At 56.2% G+C, this 16,876-nt stretch carries 17 protein-coding genes, 1 pseudogene and 1 riboswitch; of the genes and pseudogenes, 9 read left to right on the forward strand and 9 right to left on the reverse strand.

The window, feature by feature from the left end; all coding sequences use genetic code 11:
- Positions 1-46 precede the first annotated feature (46 nt).
- Genes EO133_RS06780 through EO133_RS06800 form a run of 5 tightly spaced genes read left to right on the forward strand, consistent with a single transcriptional unit; the run spans position 47 to position 4,007 of the window.
- Complete coding sequence (locus EO133_RS06780) at positions 47-520, forward strand: TRAP transporter small permease (protein WP_127071901.1); 474 nt, start codon at positions 47-49, stop codon at positions 518-520.
- Entirely contained in the window at positions 513-1,790 is a 1,278-nt protein-coding gene (locus EO133_RS06785) for a TRAP transporter large permease (protein WP_127071902.1), read from the forward strand. The genes EO133_RS06780 and EO133_RS06785 overlap by 8 nt, the downstream gene beginning before the upstream one ends.
- A gap of 19 nt (positions 1,791-1,809) precedes the next feature.
- Positions 1,810-2,502, forward strand: coding sequence for an RraA family protein (locus EO133_RS06790; RefSeq protein ID WP_127071903.1), 693 nt, complete (start codon positions 1,810-1,812; stop codon positions 2,500-2,502).
- 3 nt (positions 2,503-2,505) lie between these two features.
- Entirely contained in the window at positions 2,506-2,811 is a 306-nt protein-coding gene (locus EO133_RS06795; protein WP_206513471.1) for a UxaA family hydrolase, read from the forward strand.
- On the forward strand, positions 2,808-4,007 hold the full coding sequence (locus tag EO133_RS06800) for a UxaA family hydrolase (protein ID WP_127071905.1): 1,200 nt from the start codon (positions 2,808-2,810) through the stop codon (positions 4,005-4,007). The genes EO133_RS06795 and EO133_RS06800 overlap by 4 nt, the downstream gene beginning before the upstream one ends.
- 76 nt (positions 4,008-4,083) lie before the next feature.
- Here the strand turns inward: EO133_RS06800 and EO133_RS20395 are convergent.
- The 3 genes and pseudogenes from EO133_RS20395 to EO133_RS06815 form a co-directional block, all read right to left on the reverse strand.
- Positions 4,084-4,227 (reverse strand): annotated as a pseudogene (locus tag EO133_RS20395) (transposase); the annotation flags it as partial.
- Positions 4,228-5,115, reverse strand: coding sequence for an inositol monophosphatase family protein (locus EO133_RS06810; RefSeq protein WP_127071906.1), 888 nt, complete (start codon positions 5,113-5,115; stop codon positions 4,228-4,230).
- 4 nt (positions 5,116-5,119) lie between these two features.
- Positions 5,120-5,938 carry a phosphodiesterase gene (locus EO133_RS06815; protein WP_127071907.1) on the reverse strand — a complete coding sequence of 273 codons (819 nt, stop codon included), beginning with the start codon at positions 5,936-5,938 and terminating at the stop codon, positions 5,120-5,122.
- Between the two features lie 304 nt (positions 5,939-6,242).
- Between EO133_RS06815 and EO133_RS06820 the strand changes: the two genes are divergently transcribed.
- The 4 genes from EO133_RS06820 (at position 6,243) to EO133_RS06835 (ending at position 10,496) form a co-directional block, all read left to right on the forward strand.
- Positions 6,243-7,412, forward strand: coding sequence for an ABC transporter ATP-binding protein (locus EO133_RS06820; protein ID WP_127071908.1), 1,170 nt, complete (start codon positions 6,243-6,245; stop codon positions 7,410-7,412).
- Complete coding sequence (locus EO133_RS06825) at positions 7,405-8,331, forward strand: carbohydrate ABC transporter permease (protein ID WP_127071909.1); 927 nt, start codon at positions 7,405-7,407, stop codon at positions 8,329-8,331. The genes EO133_RS06820 and EO133_RS06825 overlap by 8 nt, the downstream gene beginning before the upstream one ends.
- A gap of 14 nt (positions 8,332-8,345) precedes the next feature.
- The gene (locus EO133_RS06830; RefSeq protein WP_371870937.1) at positions 8,346-9,182 is read left to right on the forward strand and encodes a carbohydrate ABC transporter permease; all 837 of its coding nucleotides are present in this window, start codon (positions 8,346-8,348) and stop codon (positions 9,180-9,182) included.
- An 84-nt stretch (positions 9,183-9,266) separates the two neighbouring features.
- A complete protein-coding gene (locus tag EO133_RS06835) occupies positions 9,267-10,496 on the forward strand; it encodes an extracellular solute-binding protein (protein WP_127071911.1) in 1,230 nt (409 codons plus the stop codon).
- Between the two features lie 288 nt (positions 10,497-10,784).
- On the opposite strand, the gene EO133_RS06840 is transcribed toward EO133_RS06835, so the two are convergent.
- From EO133_RS06840 to EO133_RS06865, 6 genes are all read right to left on the reverse strand, one after another.
- Positions 10,785-12,230, reverse strand: coding sequence for an ABC transporter ATP-binding protein (locus EO133_RS06840; protein ID WP_127071912.1), 1,446 nt, complete (start codon positions 12,228-12,230; stop codon positions 10,785-10,787).
- Positions 12,227-13,051: an ABC transporter permease gene (locus EO133_RS06845; protein ID WP_244640850.1), complete on the reverse strand. Its 825-nt coding sequence runs from the start codon at positions 13,049-13,051 to the stop codon at positions 12,227-12,229. The genes EO133_RS06840 and EO133_RS06845 overlap by 4 nt, the downstream gene beginning before the upstream one ends.
- Positions 13,048-13,983: an ABC transporter permease gene (locus EO133_RS06850; protein ID WP_127071913.1), complete on the reverse strand. Its 936-nt coding sequence runs from the start codon at positions 13,981-13,983 to the stop codon at positions 13,048-13,050. The genes EO133_RS06845 and EO133_RS06850 overlap by 4 nt, the downstream gene beginning before the upstream one ends.
- Positions 13,980-15,482: an ABC transporter substrate-binding protein gene (locus EO133_RS06855; protein ID WP_127071914.1), complete on the reverse strand. Its 1,503-nt coding sequence runs from the start codon at positions 15,480-15,482 to the stop codon at positions 13,980-13,982. Before EO133_RS06855 ends, EO133_RS06850 begins: the two co-directional genes overlap by 4 nt.
- Positions 15,483-15,592: 110 nt before the next feature.
- The gene (locus EO133_RS06860; protein ID WP_127071915.1) at positions 15,593-15,931 is read right to left on the reverse strand and encodes a hypothetical protein; all 339 of its coding nucleotides are present in this window, start codon (positions 15,929-15,931) and stop codon (positions 15,593-15,595) included.
- Positions 15,932-15,965: 34 nt separating this feature from the next.
- Positions 15,966-16,292 carry a hypothetical protein gene (locus EO133_RS06865; RefSeq protein WP_127071916.1) on the reverse strand — a complete coding sequence of 109 codons (327 nt, stop codon included), beginning with the start codon at positions 16,290-16,292 and terminating at the stop codon, positions 15,966-15,968.
- Between the two features lie 178 nt (positions 16,293-16,470).
- Positions 16,471-16,659, reverse strand: a riboswitch (cobalamin riboswitch).
- Positions 16,660-16,876 lie beyond the last annotated feature (217 nt).

Genomic DNA, 16,876 nt, shown 5'->3' on the forward strand with positions numbered 1-16,876 from the left:
TCCACACATCCAACCAGCTTAGTGGCAGGTCCAGGGAAGAGTGGACATGAAATTTCTGGAAAAACCAATCAACTGGCTTCTGATGATTCTGCTGACCGCACTCGTTGTGCTGGCCAATTGGGCTGTGGTGCAACGCTATGTGCTGGGCCAGCCATTGCACTTTACCGAAGAGGTGAGCGCAATGCTGCTGATATGGATCGTCATGATCGGTGCGATTGCCGCTGAGCGGGACAATCAGCATCTTTCCATTTCCTTCATCGTTGAGTCTTTGCCCAGCCCTGTAGCCAAAACAATCAATATTGCGATCGGACTCTTGTCACTTGGTATCGTTCTGTTCGTTGCATGGATCGGCTGGCAATTGACTGCCAGCGTGCAGACGCGGGCGACCGATATCCTGCGCATTTCATTTTTCTGGACCTATGTTGCAATGCCTGTCGGGCTATTAGGGATCGCCTTCTACATGGCGGCTCAGGTTGTCGATAATCTCAAAACGCTGAAAAAGGGTGACGAGCATGGATAGTCTTGCAATCGTTGTCCTTGTGATGCTGGCGCTTATTGCGCTCAACATGCGACTCTACCTTGCGATCATCGTCGGGGTCCTTTGCTATTTTCTGTTCATCAACCAGATCCCGATCAACATTGCCGTGCAACGCCTGATCGCGCCGACCCTCAATGTGTCGTTTCTCGCGATCCCGTTCTTCATCATGCTTGGCACCCTTATGAGCTTTACCGGCATTGCCGAACGCATGTTAAAGCTTGCCGATCTTCTGGTGGGAAAACTTACAGGCGGCATGGCTCTGGCCAATGTGATGCTGTCAACGCTTATGGGCGGGCTAAGCGCCTCCAATCTTGCCGATGCGGCTATGACCTCACGCATGCTCGTGCCCGAAATGGAGCGGAATGGCTATAGCCGCAGTTTTTCCGCGGCGGTGACGGCAGCCAGTTCACTGATCACGCCGATCATTCCGCCGGGGATTGCGCTCATCATCTACGCTCTTTTGGCCAATGTTTCGGTCGGCCGCATGTTCCTTGCTGGCATATTGCCCGGCATTCTGCTGGCCTGTTTTCTGATGGTTGCGACCTATGTGATTTCCAAGCGTCGCGGCTACAAGCCCACGCGCGAAAACTGGCCAAAACCAAAGGAAGTCGGCATAACAATCTTCAACGCCTGGCCTGCGTTATTTCTTGTCATCGCTGTTATTGGCGGCATTCGCGCCAATGTTTTCACCCCGACAGAAGCCGGCGCCTTTGCCGTCGTTTTTGTATTGCTGGTCGGGTTCGTCATTTTCCGCGAGATGCGGCCGCACCATGTCGGCTCGGCGCTTGTTGAAACAGGTAAATCGACTGCCTCGGTGATGCTGGTCGTCATGGCCAGTTCGGCCCTTGCCTGGGTGTTTTCTCTCGAGCAGGTCGGGCAAAACCTTGCAACGATCATGGGAGGCTTGACCGACAATCCAATCCTTTTGCTTTTGCTCCTCAACATCTTGTTTCTGGGACTCGGCACGCTGATCGAGGGCACCGCACTGATGATCGTTCTGATTCCGATCCTGATGCCGACCGTTCTGGCTATGGGCATCGATCCCGTCCATTTCGGCATCATCATGATCGTCAACCTTTCGATTGGCACGCTGACGCCGCCGATTGGTACCGTGATGCTTGTGGTGTGCAACATAACCAAGGTGCGAGTCAGCACCTTCATCAAGGAATCGACAGGGATGTATCTGGCTTTGCTTCTCGCATTGCTTATCATCACCTACGTGCCCGAACTTTCGCTCTGGCTGACACGCTAAATGGTCGGGAGACAATACGATGACGGCAACGCGCGATGATCACGAAATTATAAGAGTTCTAAAGCAGGAGCTGTTCACTGCCGTTGTTGGTGATGTGCTCGATGTCATGGGATTGCGCAAGCAATTCCTGCCCGCGCAAATCTCCCCCTTGCAACCACACATGAAAATTGCCGGGCGCGCCATGCCGGTACTGCAAGCCGATATATTTGACGATGCGGCTGAAGCCGCGTGTGGCCCGCTTGCGCGCAAACCTTTCGGATTGATGCTTGAAGCTCTTGACAGTTTGAAGCCCGGCGAAATCTATGTGGCGTCCGGAGCCTCGTTCAACTACGCCCTCTGGGGAGGTCTCATGTCGACCCGCGCCACACAGCTCAGGGCCGGGGGAGCAGTGGTTAATGGCTATGTTCGCGACTCCTGGGACGTAGAACGGCTTGATTATCCAACATTCTGCCGCGGCCTATATGCTCAGGACCAAGGGCCGCGCGGCAAAGTCATCGATTTCAATACGACGGTTGAAATCGGCGCAGCGCGGATCAGACCAGGCGATTTCATTTTCGGAGATCGCGAGGGTGTGCTTGTCATTCCGCGTGAAGCTGAACAGGAAGCAATCGCGCGTGCCCTAGAGAAAGCCGCAACTGAAAACGAGGTAGCCATTGCGATCCGTAACGGCATGGGTGCTGCCGAGGCGTTTGAAAAGTATGGGGTAATGTAGATCGTGACCGATAGCCGGCTACTTTTGCTCGCTCCAGATGACAATGTGCTGGTTGCCCGCCAGTCGATTGATCAAGGCACTATCCTGGAAATCGAAGGGCATACAATTGCACTGGCGGTGGCCCTTGGCATTGGGCACAAGGTCGCGCGCAAGCCAATCTCGTCAGGAGAGAAGGTGCTCAAATATGGCGCGCCGATCGGCTCGGCTACCGCTTTGATAGCTGTAGGAGAGCACGTTCATATCCATAATATGCAAAGCGACTATACCACTACTCACGTCATCGAGCGGCCAGACAGGGCACACTCATGAACACCAGAATGCGTGGCTATTTGCGATCGGATGGACGCAAAGGTATCCGCAACGTCGTTGCAGTCGCCTATCTGGTTGAATGCGCGCATCATGTCGGCCGCAAAATCGTTGAGGCATTCGATGAAAACGAGGTCCACCTCATAGGCTTTCCTGGCTGTTTCCCCAATTCCTATGCGCAGGAAATGATGGAAAAGCTTACCACCCATCCCAATGTCGGGGCCGTTCTTTTGCTATCGCTTGGATGTGAAAGCTTCAACAAATACAAGCTCTCGGATGTGATCGGCGCAAGTGGCAGGCCTGTCCATACATTGACCATTCAGAATGATGGCGGCACCCGCCAGACGATAGAGACCGGACGCGATTGGGTGGCCTCCCAGATCGAAATGCTGGCACAGGCTCAAACGGTTTCGCTCGAACTTGATGAATTGGTTATCGGTACTGTCTGCGGCGGCTCGGATGGCACTTCCGGCCTAACCGGGAATCCTGCCGTCGGGCGTGCTTTCGACAGGCTCGTCGACGCAGGTGCGATCTGCATATTTGAAGAGACAGGGGAACTGATCGGCTGCGAAGAGATCATGGCCTCTCGAGCCGCGACGCCAGAGCTCGCCGATGAATTGCGCGCTTCGATTGCAAAAGCTGCACGATATTACGCGAAACTCGGCTATGGCAGCTTCGCTCCCGGTAATGCGGACGGCGGACTTACGACAATTGAGGAAAAGTCCATGGGCGCCTACGCCAAATCCGGGCGCTCAACGATTTCTGGATTGATCAAGCCCGGAACAATCCCGCCAAAGGGCGGCCTTTATTTAATGGATGTTGTGCCTGATGGCGAAGTGCGGTTTGGCTTTCCAAACATTTCCGACAATGCGGAAATCGTCGAGATGATTGCGTCCGGCTGCCACCTAACGCTCTTTGTTACCGGCCGAGGTTCTGTCGTCGGCTCCGCCATTTCCCCGGTCATTAAGATATGCGCCAATCCCGATACCTATCGCAAACTGGCTGACGATATGGATATCAATGCAGGACGCATTCTCGAGGGGAGTGCCAGTCTCGACGACATCGGAGAGGAAATCCTTGATGCAATTATCGGGCTGGCATCGGGAAATGTGTCCCGGTCCGAAGCACTCGGCCATCGCGAGTTCATCTTGACTTACAAGTCGTTTGAACCTGCTGGCCCAAGCTGCCTGCCGGGTTGACTTCAAATGCTATCCCCACTCCCCAAAACACCGGACTGCCGCCTTGCGGGTGTAATTGTCCATCGACATGAAAGCGCTCGGTCTGTGATCGACGCATTGCCCGCAACCAATGCCTGATTTTGGCGAAGACCTGTTCGATGGGGCTGAGGTCTTAGGCGTATGGCGGCAGGAACCACAGGCGTGCGCCTGCGGCGCGAATGACCTTGCAGTTGTGGCTCCCTCAGCTTGTCCAGAACTGTTTTGTATTTGAGGGCGTTCCAGGGGTGCTCACGTCATTAAACTGCGGGGTCAGCATATTCCGGAGGTCAACCCAGCTTTCTCTACTGGGTGCGAGAAGGAGAGGTCCCTTTGTCAGGCCCGGACGGTAGATTGTTGCGTCGCATAGTGCCGAATAGCCGCCTGCTTCCTGATGGAGCAGTTGTCCTGCGGCATGATCCCAAGGTGCCATAAGGCCGTTCAACGCGAAATCCTTGGCCCCTGTAACCAGCATCCGGTATTCATACGCCGAGCAGAAATAGCTGGTAACGTCGCCAAGTTTGGGGATCTGGGAGGCGATGTGGGTTTTGTGGTCCTCGTCAAATACCGGCAAGGCGAGAAAGCCGGTCATATGCGCCAAAACATTCTGCTTCGATACTCTGCAAGGACTGGAATCGCCCCACGGACCGAGCATGAAGGCACCGGCACCACGTTCGGCGACGAGCGTCTCACCGCTCTGGGGATAGTGAATCCATGCGGCAACTGTCGTGCCATTCATGGTGGCCGCAATGATGCTCCCGAAAAGCGGCATGCCGTGGGCGAAGTTCCAAGTGCCATCAATCGGATCGACGATGAAGGCAAGCTCTGCACGATCAATGGCTTCAAGCAATTGTGGATTTGCAAAGACTGCCTCTTCTCCAATGACGAGAGCTTCAGGAGCAAGCTTGCGCAATCCTCGGGTGAGGGCGACTTCTGCTGCAAGGTCCGCAGCCGTTACCAGGTCATTGTCGGCAGACTTGCGGCTAACGTCGGCAGCGGTGAGCCTACCGCAGCGAGGTAAGATCTGGTTCTGGGCGACGGTGCGCAAAAGCGCCGTCACCGCTTCTAGGAGCGAGGTACGAAAGATTGGCATGGCATCAATTCACGGGCTGCCCGCTTGCAAAGCTGAAGGCAGGACCAAACTCCTCGACATAGTGGGTATGGGAGACAATGGCCTGATTGGCCTGCCAGCGATGGAGCAAGAACGCAGGCGGCTCGAAATTGAAGGACGATGGGCCATCAGGGTTCAGATCGAGGGGAACCTGATGGGCGATTGAAGGCGCGATCATCGCGATCGCGTGCGCCAGCTTGGTCAGCACCGGCCTATGGACATGTCCACATAGCACGCGCTCAATCTGGTTATGGCGCGAGACAATTTTTTCAAACGCATCACCATTGGCACATTTGATTCTGTCCATGTGCTCGATGCCGGTATCGAAGGTCGGATGATGCATGAAGATGATCGTAGGCTGATCCGAGCGTGCTGCCAGTGTCCGTTCCAACCATTCAAGCCGGGACCCGCAAAGAGTTCCCGCGCCGAATTGATCGGGATCGACCGTATCGAGGCCGATCAGCCGAACGGGATGATGCTCTATGGCATAATTGAAAAATGGTGTCTTCGGGTCGAGATACTCGTGATCTGAAAATGCGGCGCGCATCGTCTCGCGATGGTCGTGATTGCCCGGAACCGCGTATAGCGGGATCGACAATGACGCAAGAACACGCCGTACCTGCGCATATTCTTGCGGTGTTCCAGTATCGGTGAGGTCGCCCGTAAACAGCACGACATCCGGGCGTGGTGTGAGCGCGTTTAGTGCGGCAACCGCGTTCGCCAAAGCCATCGCTGTATCGAAGCGATCATAAAACAGGGAGCCGGGGGCACCGACATGAGCATCGGTAATCTGGGCGATGAGCATATTTTGCCTTCTTGGGGTTGGGACAGTCACCGATTTCGACCGGCTCTTAGCCCCCGAACTACAACAACTTTATGACGCTGGCGTCGTCGCGCGCTGCCAGAAAACTATCATCCAACCTTCATGAGCCTGTCAAAAAGCGCGTGGTAGAAGGCGTCATCCGGTCTGTCGCACGGCCCCAAAAAAGGTATGGATCAAATCTGTCCATGCCGGCTCAAGGGCGCCAGGTCGGTTGTTCAACAACTTTCGAGTGCCGTTTCCTTCGGCGCCGGAAGTCGTGTTAGCAACCAGATCAGGCTAGAGTATTATGGCGTCCCTCGACATCGTGTCGCTGAGCAAAACGCTCGGCACTCATGCAATATTGAAATCGGTATCACTAAACGTTCCCGACGGCGCGTTCATGACGCTGGTCGGCCCTTCGGGCTGCGGCAAGTCGACCTTGCTCAAGATCATATCAGGGTTGGAACTTCAGGATGATGGCGACGTCAGGATCGACGGTATGTCGGTCAGTCATCTCCACCCGAAGTTGCGCGATATCGCGATGGTGTTCCAGTCCTATGCACTTTACCCGCACATGACGGTCTATGAGAATATCGCGGTACCACTGGTGCTACGGCGACTGGCTCTTATGGCGCGAATGCCGCTTCTGGGAAAGCTGATGCCGGGCACCGCGGCCGTACGGCAGAAGATCGATAGCGACGTGCGTACGACAGCCGATATGCTCGAGCTCACGCAATTGCTTACTCGCAAGCCAGTGCAGCTTTCCGGCGGTCAACGCCAGCGGGTTGCTCTTGGGCGGGCCATGGTGCGCGATCCCAAAATTTTTCTGATGGACGAGCCTCTTTCCAACCTCGATGCCAAGCTGCGCGTGCATATGCGGGCTGAAATCGCACGTCTGCATAAAAGGCTGGGTGCGACGTTTGTTTATGTGACGCATGACCAGATCGAAGCCATGACAATGTCCACCCACGTGGCCGTGATGATGGAAGGCGAGATACTTCAGGTCGATAGCCCGCAGAGAATTTATGCTGAACCGGCAGATATTCGCGTGGCAGAGTTTATCGGTAGCCCAAAGATCAATGTACTACCCGGTCGCGTGCGTGAAGATGGCGCGCTTGCCGTTCCCGGTTTTACCATCGCAGGACGGACACAACTGCCGACAGGAAGCCAGGCCAGCGTGGGTTTTCGCCCTGAGCATATTACGCTGGCCCAGAAAGGAGTGGCAGCACCCAGCGCAACAATTATCAATCTCGAACATACCGGGCCGGAAGTTTTCGTGCATGCCAGCCTTGAGGGCCTGGGTGCGCCGCTGACCTTCAAGCTTGAGCCGCATCAGGCTATGCATCTTGCTTCTGGCGATCAGGTAGGCCTTGGTCTCTCCCTTGGTCACGCACATCTTTTCGATGCTCAAGGCAAGCGTGCTCCGTTTATGCAGCCGGTTTCCGAGGTCGTCGCAGGCGAGGTGCGCTATGGCTGACGCCAATTTTGCACCGATGCTTGCTGGTGCGCATCGCGCCCGCGCGTTTGGCGCCACACTTTCGGGATGGGGGCTGGCATTGCCGGCGACGATTCTCATGCTGGCGATGATCCTCATTCCAACATTGGTCGCCATGCTTCTCGCCGTGACCGATTATCAGCTTGGCGCGCGAAGCATCCAGTACATCGGTTTGGGCAATTTCGCTGAACTGCTGAATGACCGGGTGTTCTGGCGGGCCTTCAACAATACACTGATCTATACGCTGATGACCGTGCCGACTGCCGTGCTGCTGGGGTTAGGTGTTGCACTGCTGATCGAGGCCGATGCGTTTGGTCGCGGTTTTTTCCGAACAGTCTATTTCCTGCCCGTTACCGCCCTTCTTGTTGCAATGGCGACCGTCTGGGAGTTCATTCTTCACTCCGATCTCGGGCTAGTGAATCAGCTTCTGGCGCGCGTCTTCGGTATTTCCGGGCCAGACTGGCTCTCCGACCCCAACCATGTGCTGTCGTCGCTGGCCTTCATTTTTGTCTGGCAGCAGACCGGCTACAACATGATCCTGTTTCTTGCCGGACTGAAAGCGATCCCAAGTGATCTTTACAGCGCCGCCAAGGTCGATGGTGCAGATCGGGCTATCGACCGCTTTTTGATGGTCACATGGCCAGCGCTTGGCCCCACCATGCTGTTTGTTGTGCTGATCACGACACTTTATTCATTTCGCGTATTCGATACGGTTGCTGCACTCACGCAGGGCGGGCCAGCCAATGCGTCTAATGTTCTGCTCTACAATATCTACCGCGAGGGCTTCGTCTACTTCCGTACAGGTTTTGCCTCGGCGATGACCATGATCTTTCTTGCCCTTATCCTGCTGGTCGCGCTCATTCAGATCCACAGCTTCGAGCGCAAGGAGAAGCGCTCATGAGCCGCTCCACACCACTGCGTCCAAAACGCTGGACGTTTGGCCGCATAACCCGTTTGCTTGTGCTGAGCGCTGGGGCAATGATCATGCTAGCCCCCTTCATCTGGGGATTTTCCGCCTCGCTCAAGCCTCCTGCGGAAATCTGGTCGGGTTCGATCTTGCTCTGGCCCGAGACATTTTACGGGATCGAGAACTACACCCAAGCCTTGACCAGGGCGCCGCTTTGGCTGTTTCTCATTAACGGTGTGCTCGTCTGCATTGGCATCCTGTTCTTCCAGGTGCTCTTTGCGGTGCCTTGCGCCTATGCGCTCTCCAAGACGCGCTTCGCCGGACGCACTGCAATCTTTGCAATGGTGTTGATCGGACTTCTGATCCCAATCCACGTCACAGCCATCCCTCTCTATATCGCTTTCGCCAATCTGGGCCTGCTCAATACCTATACCGCCCTGATTGCCCCTTTTGCGATATCGGTGTTTGGCATTTTCCTTTTTCGCCAGTTCTTTGCTGCGATACCTGACGAATTAATCGCAGCAGCGCGGGTGGATGGCTTCAGTGAATGGACCATCGTCTGGCGGGTGGTTCTGCCCGCTGCGTGGCCTGCAGTGACGGCCTTTGCAATCTTCTCGGTGACCAGTCATTGGAACGATCTGTTCTGGCCTTTCATCGTTATTCAATCCACCGAACTGGCGCCGCCGCCATTAGGTGTCCTCTATTTCCGGCGGGATGAAAGCGGCGTCGATTTTGGTCCTATGATGGCCGCGACAATGATCGTCACTGCCCCGCTGGTCGTCGCGTTCCTCTTGGCGCAGCGCCGTTTCATCGACGGTATCACGCTGAGCGGACTAAAGGGCTGAGTGCCGTGCTCGGCCCATGTTTTCCAATCTGTCCATCATAATTTGCCAAGGAAAGGCTTTCTTTGGCTTTAAGGAGTTTCAATCATGCTCAAGACAATGACCAGCATTGCACTCGTGCTTGCCATGGCCACACAGGCTCAGGCAAAGACCGAGATCACCGTGCAATATGTGCCGTGGATGGATGGCATTTTTCAGGCGCTCAAGGTCGCCTTTGAAGAAGCGCATCCAGAATATCAGCTTACTTTCCTGCCTCCCTATGCCGATTATGATGATGGTTTGCAACAGGTGCTGCGTCAGTCGATCACTGGTCAAATGCCAGATGTTACCAATCAGGCTCTCAATCGTCAGCGCACGCTGATTGATCGTGGCATCGCTGTCGATCTCTTTCCCTTCATCGCCCAGGAAGCAAATTGGGAAGATGAAGGCTTTGGCGGCCCTGTCACCGAAGTGGCCTCCAATGACGACGGAGTCTATGGCCTGGCCGTCGCCTTTTCCTCGCCTGTTGCCTATTACAACATGGACCTGGTCCGCGCGGCTGTCGGTGAGATTGAAACCCTTCCCACCACCTGGGACGAGATGATCGCGCTCGCGGCAAGGATCGATGCGCTCGATGACGAAACCTACGGTCTTTACACGACTGCCGATGAGGACTGGATATTCCAGTCGCTCGTCTATGGATCGGGTGGAGCGATGGCGAGCGAGGACGGCACTGAGGTTTACTTCGATATGGAACCTGGTGCGCAGGCTTTCGATATTTTTCAGGCAATGCTTGATGAAGGTGGTATGCCTGCGACGAGCATGGATAGCGCTACGCAGCTCTTTTATGCGGGTAAGATGGGTGTTTTCCTGCAGTCGATCAACGGATTGCAGCGGCATGAAGAAAATATTGGCGGACGCTTCGAACTCAAGACCGGCCTGTTTCCGCGCAATGATCCAAACGGTACACTTTCAGCCGGCGGCAATGTCAACATGATCCTGACGACAGATCCGGAACGCCAGAAAGCAGCTTGGGACTTTGTGCGCTTTGTGTCCTCGACTGAGGGTGGCAAGGTTCTGGTCAGCGTCTCCGGTTACATGCCTCCCAATACCAATGTCGCTGAAGAGATGGCAGACTTCTACGCGTCCAATCCCAATCAAGCGCTGAGCCTTGAGCAACTGCCGTTCCTTGGTCCCTGGTATGCATTCCCCGGCGATAATGGCCTGCGCATTCACGCCGCCATTACCGATACGCTGCAGGAGCTGATGGCTGGCCAGATCAGCCCTGACGAGGCACGCCAGCAAGCTGCAGCCAGTGTTAATGCGCTCTTGCGTTAAGCCAGACTGATTTTATGGACCAACCGATGGAACGGCGCTCATGCATGCGCGCCGTTCCGTTCGGGCATTCCATGGCAACTAAGCCAGTCAGCTAGACACAATTGTGAGCTTATCGCGGGCCGGAAATCAGCATGGGCTTACCCTGATTTTAGTGTAGGGACATTGCGTCATTTCTAGCCTTTTGGGCCTCAAATGATATCGGGCCGAGGGGGAACGGCGACAGCGTCAGAATTGAAGTCAGACTGGCCGAGGACTCCAAAACCGCTCGCTCATGGCGCTGCACTTGGATCACATCATCTGATTTGCCGATTTCAAATCGCAGTCTGCCCTGACCGCTTCTGTTGCCAGTGTGACAATACTGTCGGCGGTCTTTTTGAGCAGGTCCAGGTCATGGCTCACAATAAGCGTGGCCATTCCGCTGTCTCGTGCGACGTCTTTCAGGAGCGTTATGACTTCCGCCTGGGTGATGAGGTCAAGGCGTGACGTTGGCTCGTCGGCGAAAAGCAGGACTGGATCGAGCAGCAGCGTCCGAAGCAATGCAAGTCGCTGCAGTTCGCCACCCGAAACCTCGTTCGGGTACCGATCGAGGAGGATCGATGACAGACGCAGTCGCTGCATCAGAGCCGGAACACGCTCCTGGCCGATATCGTATCGTTTAACGACATCGCTTATTGCCTGACCTATTCTTAGTTCCGGTGGAAAGGCGCTCGGGGGGTCCTGGTAGAGCTTTTGAAATTGACGAGGGCTGAAATTGGCATCTCGAATGATGCGGCCGCGATCGGGGCGCTTGAGACCGAGAAGAAGGTCGCCCAAGGTGGATTTGCCACACCCGCTTGGGCCGAATATGCCGAGTATTTCGCCACGGCGTAGCGAGATATCCAGATCACCAAACAATAGTCGACCGCCACGCGTAACGCTAAGCTCCTGGGCTGCGATAACCGGTTCTCCGGTCAGCGCAAAAGGACGCGGGACCGGCCAGGAAGACGGGTCCGCAGCGATGAGACGGCGCGTATAATCATGCTGGGGATTGGTGAGAATGGACGAGGCTTCGCCCCTTTCGATGATCTTGCCTTCCAGAACAATGGCGAGCTCACCGCCCAACTGGCGAGCCAGTTCTATATCGTGGGTGATAGTGAGAAGTGCTCCGCCTTCGGCAAGCTCGCGCTGCAGTAAGCCGATGACGTCGTCGCGCCGGATAACATCAAGGCCTTTGGTGGGTTCATCTGCCACAAGAACGCGGGCCCTGCCTGTGCGTGCTGCCGCGAAGGCCACGCGCTGCGCCATGCCGCCTGATAATTGATGAGGCAGCCGTTCCCCGGCTCCGTCGAGGTCAAGCTCGCGCAAATCCCGGTCGGCCTGCTGTCGAGCCTCACGCCAACTGGATTTGGCCAGCAGGGCATAGCCTTCGGCAACCTGCTCGCGCGCTTTCATCAATGGATCAAGGGCGAGCCAGGGCTCTTGTGGCAAAATGGCAATGGACTTGCCCCAGAGCACACGCAGCTTGCCTTGATCAGCCAGATCAAACGCCTCATTTGCGTATTTAACCTGCCCGGACGCTTGCAGCGTTGAGGGCAACGTCCCGATCATGGCTTGGGCCAGCAAGCTCTTGCCAGAGCCCGTTTCACCCAGGATGGTGAAGGGTCGTCCTGAGTGGAGGGTCAAACTCGTTGCGTGCACAAGCTGATCGGCTCCTGCCTGAACCGCAACGTTCTCGGCCTGAAACAGAGCATTCATGAGCGCGCGCCTCCAGCAACAAGATTCAGTCCGAGCAGGACGAAAAAAGTGGCAATAACTGGTGTCATAAGGGCGAAAGGCGCCTCGCGATAGTAAGGCAGCAATTCAACCATCATCAAGCCGAGCTCAGGCGTGGGCGGACGCATTCCAACACTAACAAAGCCAAGTGCGGCAATCGACATGATAGCGGTCGCCATGCCAAAGGCCGCCAAAGTCAGCATCATCGGAGCCAGCGCCGGCCAGAAATGCCGCCGGAAGACATAAATGGGACCAAACCCCAGTAAGCGGGACGCCTCCACCGCCGGGGAATTGATCAGCCGTTGGACGGCTGCGCGTGTCAGGCGAAAATATTCGATCCAAAGCACAAGCGTCAGACCAACCCAAAACGCAAGGGGCTGTAAAGGAACGATGGCGGAAACCATGAGCACAAGCAGCAGTCCCGGCAACGCCAGAAAGCTGTCCGCAACAAGGCTTGCGAACCGGTCCACCCACCCCCCTTGCCATGCAGCGAGGACGCCAATTGCGATTCCCACGACAGAAGATGACAGCACCGCCGCTCCTGCAATACTTAGCGACAAACGCAAGGCATGGGCCAGGCGGGCCATGAGCGACCGGCCAAGATGATCATAGCCAAAGGGCGCGGCCAAATCGGGGCCTGCAAACACGTGGCGCAAACTCTGCTTGGCGGGATCGGCGGGAAATGCAAGCGGTGTAACCAGCGCGAACAGAATGATCGCTCCGACAAGGGTGAACCCCAGCCAACTGGTCGATGCCCAATTTCCCCGTTGCTGCGCTATCGCACTATGTTCAACAGCACTCACCGCTGCGCCCCCCTTGGATCGATCCAGTGCGTTAGCAGATCCACAAGTGCGTTAAGGGCAACAAAACCGATACCCAGCATCAACGCGGTAGCTTGAACCATCGGCACATCCCGGCCAAAAATCGCGTGAACCAAGGCATGGCCAATGCCTGGCCAGGCGAAGATACTCTCGATTACAACCACCCCTTCGACGAGCATGACCAATTGTAGTCCGATGAAGGTGACCAAGGGCACGCCGATATTCCGAAGACCGTGACGGCGAAAAACCTGCCCCTCATCAAGGCCCTTCCAACGCCCAAATGCGTAATAGGAGGAGGATGCCACGCCAGCCATCGCGTCTCGCGCAACGCGCGCCGACACGGCTGCCAGACCGAGTGCCAATGTTGTGGCCGGTAGTATGAAATGAGCGACCTGACCATAGCCGGCAGGAGGTAGCCAACGCAGCTGAATCGATACGATGACAATCAGCAATAGCCCGAGCATAAATTGAGGCACTGACCGGAGAGCAGTCGACACCACAAGCAAGCTGCGATCCAGCCAGCCCCCGGCGCGAAGTCCAGCCAACACGCCGAGAGGGGGGCCTATGAACAGCGATATGGCAAGAGCCGCACCCGCCAACTGCAGACTGGCGCCAAGTTGATGCCGGATTTCTTCAACGACCGGACGACCGGATATGACTGACCTGCCGAAGTCTAAGCGAAGCAAATCGCCGAACCACTGGAAAAACGCGGCCAACGCAGATTGGTCGAGGTTCAGTTCTTGGCGAACTGCTTCTGCAGCCGCTGCATTGACGGCGTCGTAGCCATAACGCCCGGCAGCGATCCGGAACGCAATATCTCCCGGCAAGGCGCGCATCATAAGAAATGTCAGCACGCCGATCAGCGCAGCTACAATCAAGGCCTGGGCCGCACGATAGCCAATGGCCTTTATCATTCGGCCCACCGGATGTATTTTAGCCCGATTGTGCGTTCGAATGGATCCAGGACCGCCCCTGTGATGGCATGAGATATCACCGCGGTCTGCTGGTACCAGGCGACGGGCAAGACGGGCAACTCGGTTTGCAGGATTTCAATAGCTCGGTCACGCTCAGACTGACCTCCCCGCCCCCGTGCCAGGTCCCGGATAAGGTCCACAAACTCAGGATTGTCCCAACCCATGGCGCCCCAGTCGCCATTGGGCGCGTAGTCGGTAAGAAACGTTCCCAATGGGCTTGGAGTCAGGGCGAAGTTACGAGCAAACAATGCCAGCTCCAGAGTACCATCATGGTGCCGAACGGGAATCTCCGAGGAATTCGTCAAATCAATTGTCAGTTCGACACCGATTTCCGCGAACATTTGCTGGATAACTGCCGCGCTGAGCGGCATCTCTGGACGATCGGGATAACTTGTAAGTGTGAGGCTTAGGCGCTGGCCCTCGCGCACCAGAATACCGTCGTCGCCTGGCACCCATCCCGCTTCTGCCAAGAGAGATATGGCCTCATCGGGATCGTAACGCAATGGCTGTACATGTTCCGAGTGCCAGTCCGAGAGCAGCGGCGGAAGAATCTGATCAGCGCCCGCCCGATAGCGCAAGACAGCACTGGCCAGACCGTCCCGATCAAGGGCGAGCGACAGTGCTCTTCGCACATCAAGATCTGAAAGGACTGGATGAGCGGTATTTGCCTTAATCAACATTGCGCGCGGAATTGATACGGAATAAACGTCCAGGCCATCGAGTTCAGCAAGCCTTGCCACTGAGGCCGGATCGAGGTTCACGACATACTCGGCCTCACCGCTTTCAGCCATAAGGGCACGGGTTTCTGCACGACCGACCGACTGGTAGGTGGCATTGGCAATGTGCGCTGGCTCCCCCCAATATCCTTCAAATCGTTCGACCTCCATGCGTAGAGGCGCTTCAATCTTTGTAATCTTGTAGGCGCCGGTGCCAATGACTTCGGTTATCGCACCATCGGCAGCGTATGCAGCAGGCGCATAGATCATATTGCGATATTCTGTGAGGAACGCGGCCAGCGGCTCGAAAGGTTCAGCGAGGTGAAAGACAACCTCATTTCCTTGCCCCTCAATCCTTGTGATCGGCGCCGTTGCAAGCAGCCCCGGCTTTCCTTGAGCCACAGAGAGCGCGTGCGCCGCCGCTGCCGCATCAAGGGGAGTGCCGTCATGAAACGTTACGCCATCGCGCAAGAGGAAACGCCATTCCAGGCCGTCCCCGGAGGTTGTCCATTCGGTTGCGAGTCCAGGAACGAGATTACCCTCCAGGTCGCTGTTCACCAGCGTCTCGATGACGTCCATCTGCAGGTAAATATATCCGGAAACACCGGGCTCGGGACCCTTGAGTTCAAAGGGAGAAACGACATCGAGTACGCGCTCTTGCGCAAATGCCGAAGTGCCAAGCAAAACTGCAACGGCAGAGGATGCGAGTAATCTGAAAAGCATGGAAATGGCCCTGACCAGAAATAATGTTACGTAATTACATTACATCATTTCAGGCGCAAGCCCTGTTGGCATGGAAAATTGCGAATTGGCAAGAATTGATTGGGACGAGGTTATACTGCGTCATGCCACCACCTCGGCGCGGGCCTAGCGCACATCCTTGGTCTGCGGGAAAGAGCCGATGGTGGTGGCGGGAAAGAGCGGCAGATTGAACCGCTTTTTGTGGGTGGTATCGAGGACCGAAAATGGGCTTGTGCGCTCGAGCTGGTCGGTGCGATCTGCAAGCGGTCGGGGCCGATCAGGTTCGGCGCGCGGACGAGATCGACATGAAGATCGGCAACCGGCAGGCCGGCGGCGAGTTCGAGATTGTCGCCCAGAGCACCGATGATCTTGAGTGTGGCAAGGATTTCCGCATAGACGGGAACCACCTTATCGATCATATTGAGCGGCACGGCATCGCCTTGGGCCTTGCCCAGCGAGAGCAGGCTAGCAGGACAGGCGCGTCTCGATGCCGAGCGCGCAGGCGAAATAGAGATCGAGCGGGTCGCCGCCGCGCAAATCGGCGAAGCGCTCGGGAATCGCGCCCAGTGCGAGGGCGGCATCTAAAACGTGATCGTAGAGCGTATAATCGTTGGAAGGAACCATATCGATCCCCGCTTCCTGCTGAAGTTGCCAGTGCCGCACCCGCAATTGCGCGCCGGTCGCTGCAAGCTTGGACTTGGAGGTTGCGCCCTTCCAATGGGATTCGAGAGCGAATTTAAGCTCGCGAAGCGCTCCGATACAGGGGAAGCCGAGGTTGGCTGAAAGAGTCATGGATTGCCTCATGCGAAATCGAACCGCGCACACCAGCAAGGGCCGCGGTAAAAAAGGGAAATGACGCGCCTGCGGTCAGGCGGCACGCATTCGCATGTCGCAATGAGAGCGCGAAAACGGGGAGATTACGTCGATCATCGTCGTATCCTCATACCGATCCATCCCGATCGGTCGAAAAGGGAAACCGAGGTCCGCCGTAGGTCTCCTGACCCGCAGCTAAACGGGGCGTCCGCCTTCCCGGAAGGTTTCAGTGCCCTTTGGACGCCCATCACCACCTACAGTTGCGGGGGCAGCTCCGGACTTTGGTCAAAGTCCTTACCGGATTCCCTGTTATCCCCTCGCGGGGACCGTGGACGAAAGGATACTTGAGCAGGCACCGCCCGACATCAATGATAGATATAAAGATATCTTTATATTATCTCTCCGCAGATTGGTGTTTCCAGCGGGTTGTCGGTTGACGCGAATCTTCGGCCTCAACACTACATATGACGTGCTACGGCTAGGTCATCGCGTGAAAGCGGTGCGGGATGTGGTGAAAATGATCTCTTGTCCGCCGCTCGTTGCGCACGAGAGGGAGGCCGGTC

It is taken from the genome of Pelagibacterium lentulum (genome assembly GCF_003992625.1).
Taxonomy (GTDB): Bacteria; Pseudomonadota; Alphaproteobacteria; order Rhizobiales; family Devosiaceae; genus Pelagibacterium; species Pelagibacterium lentulum.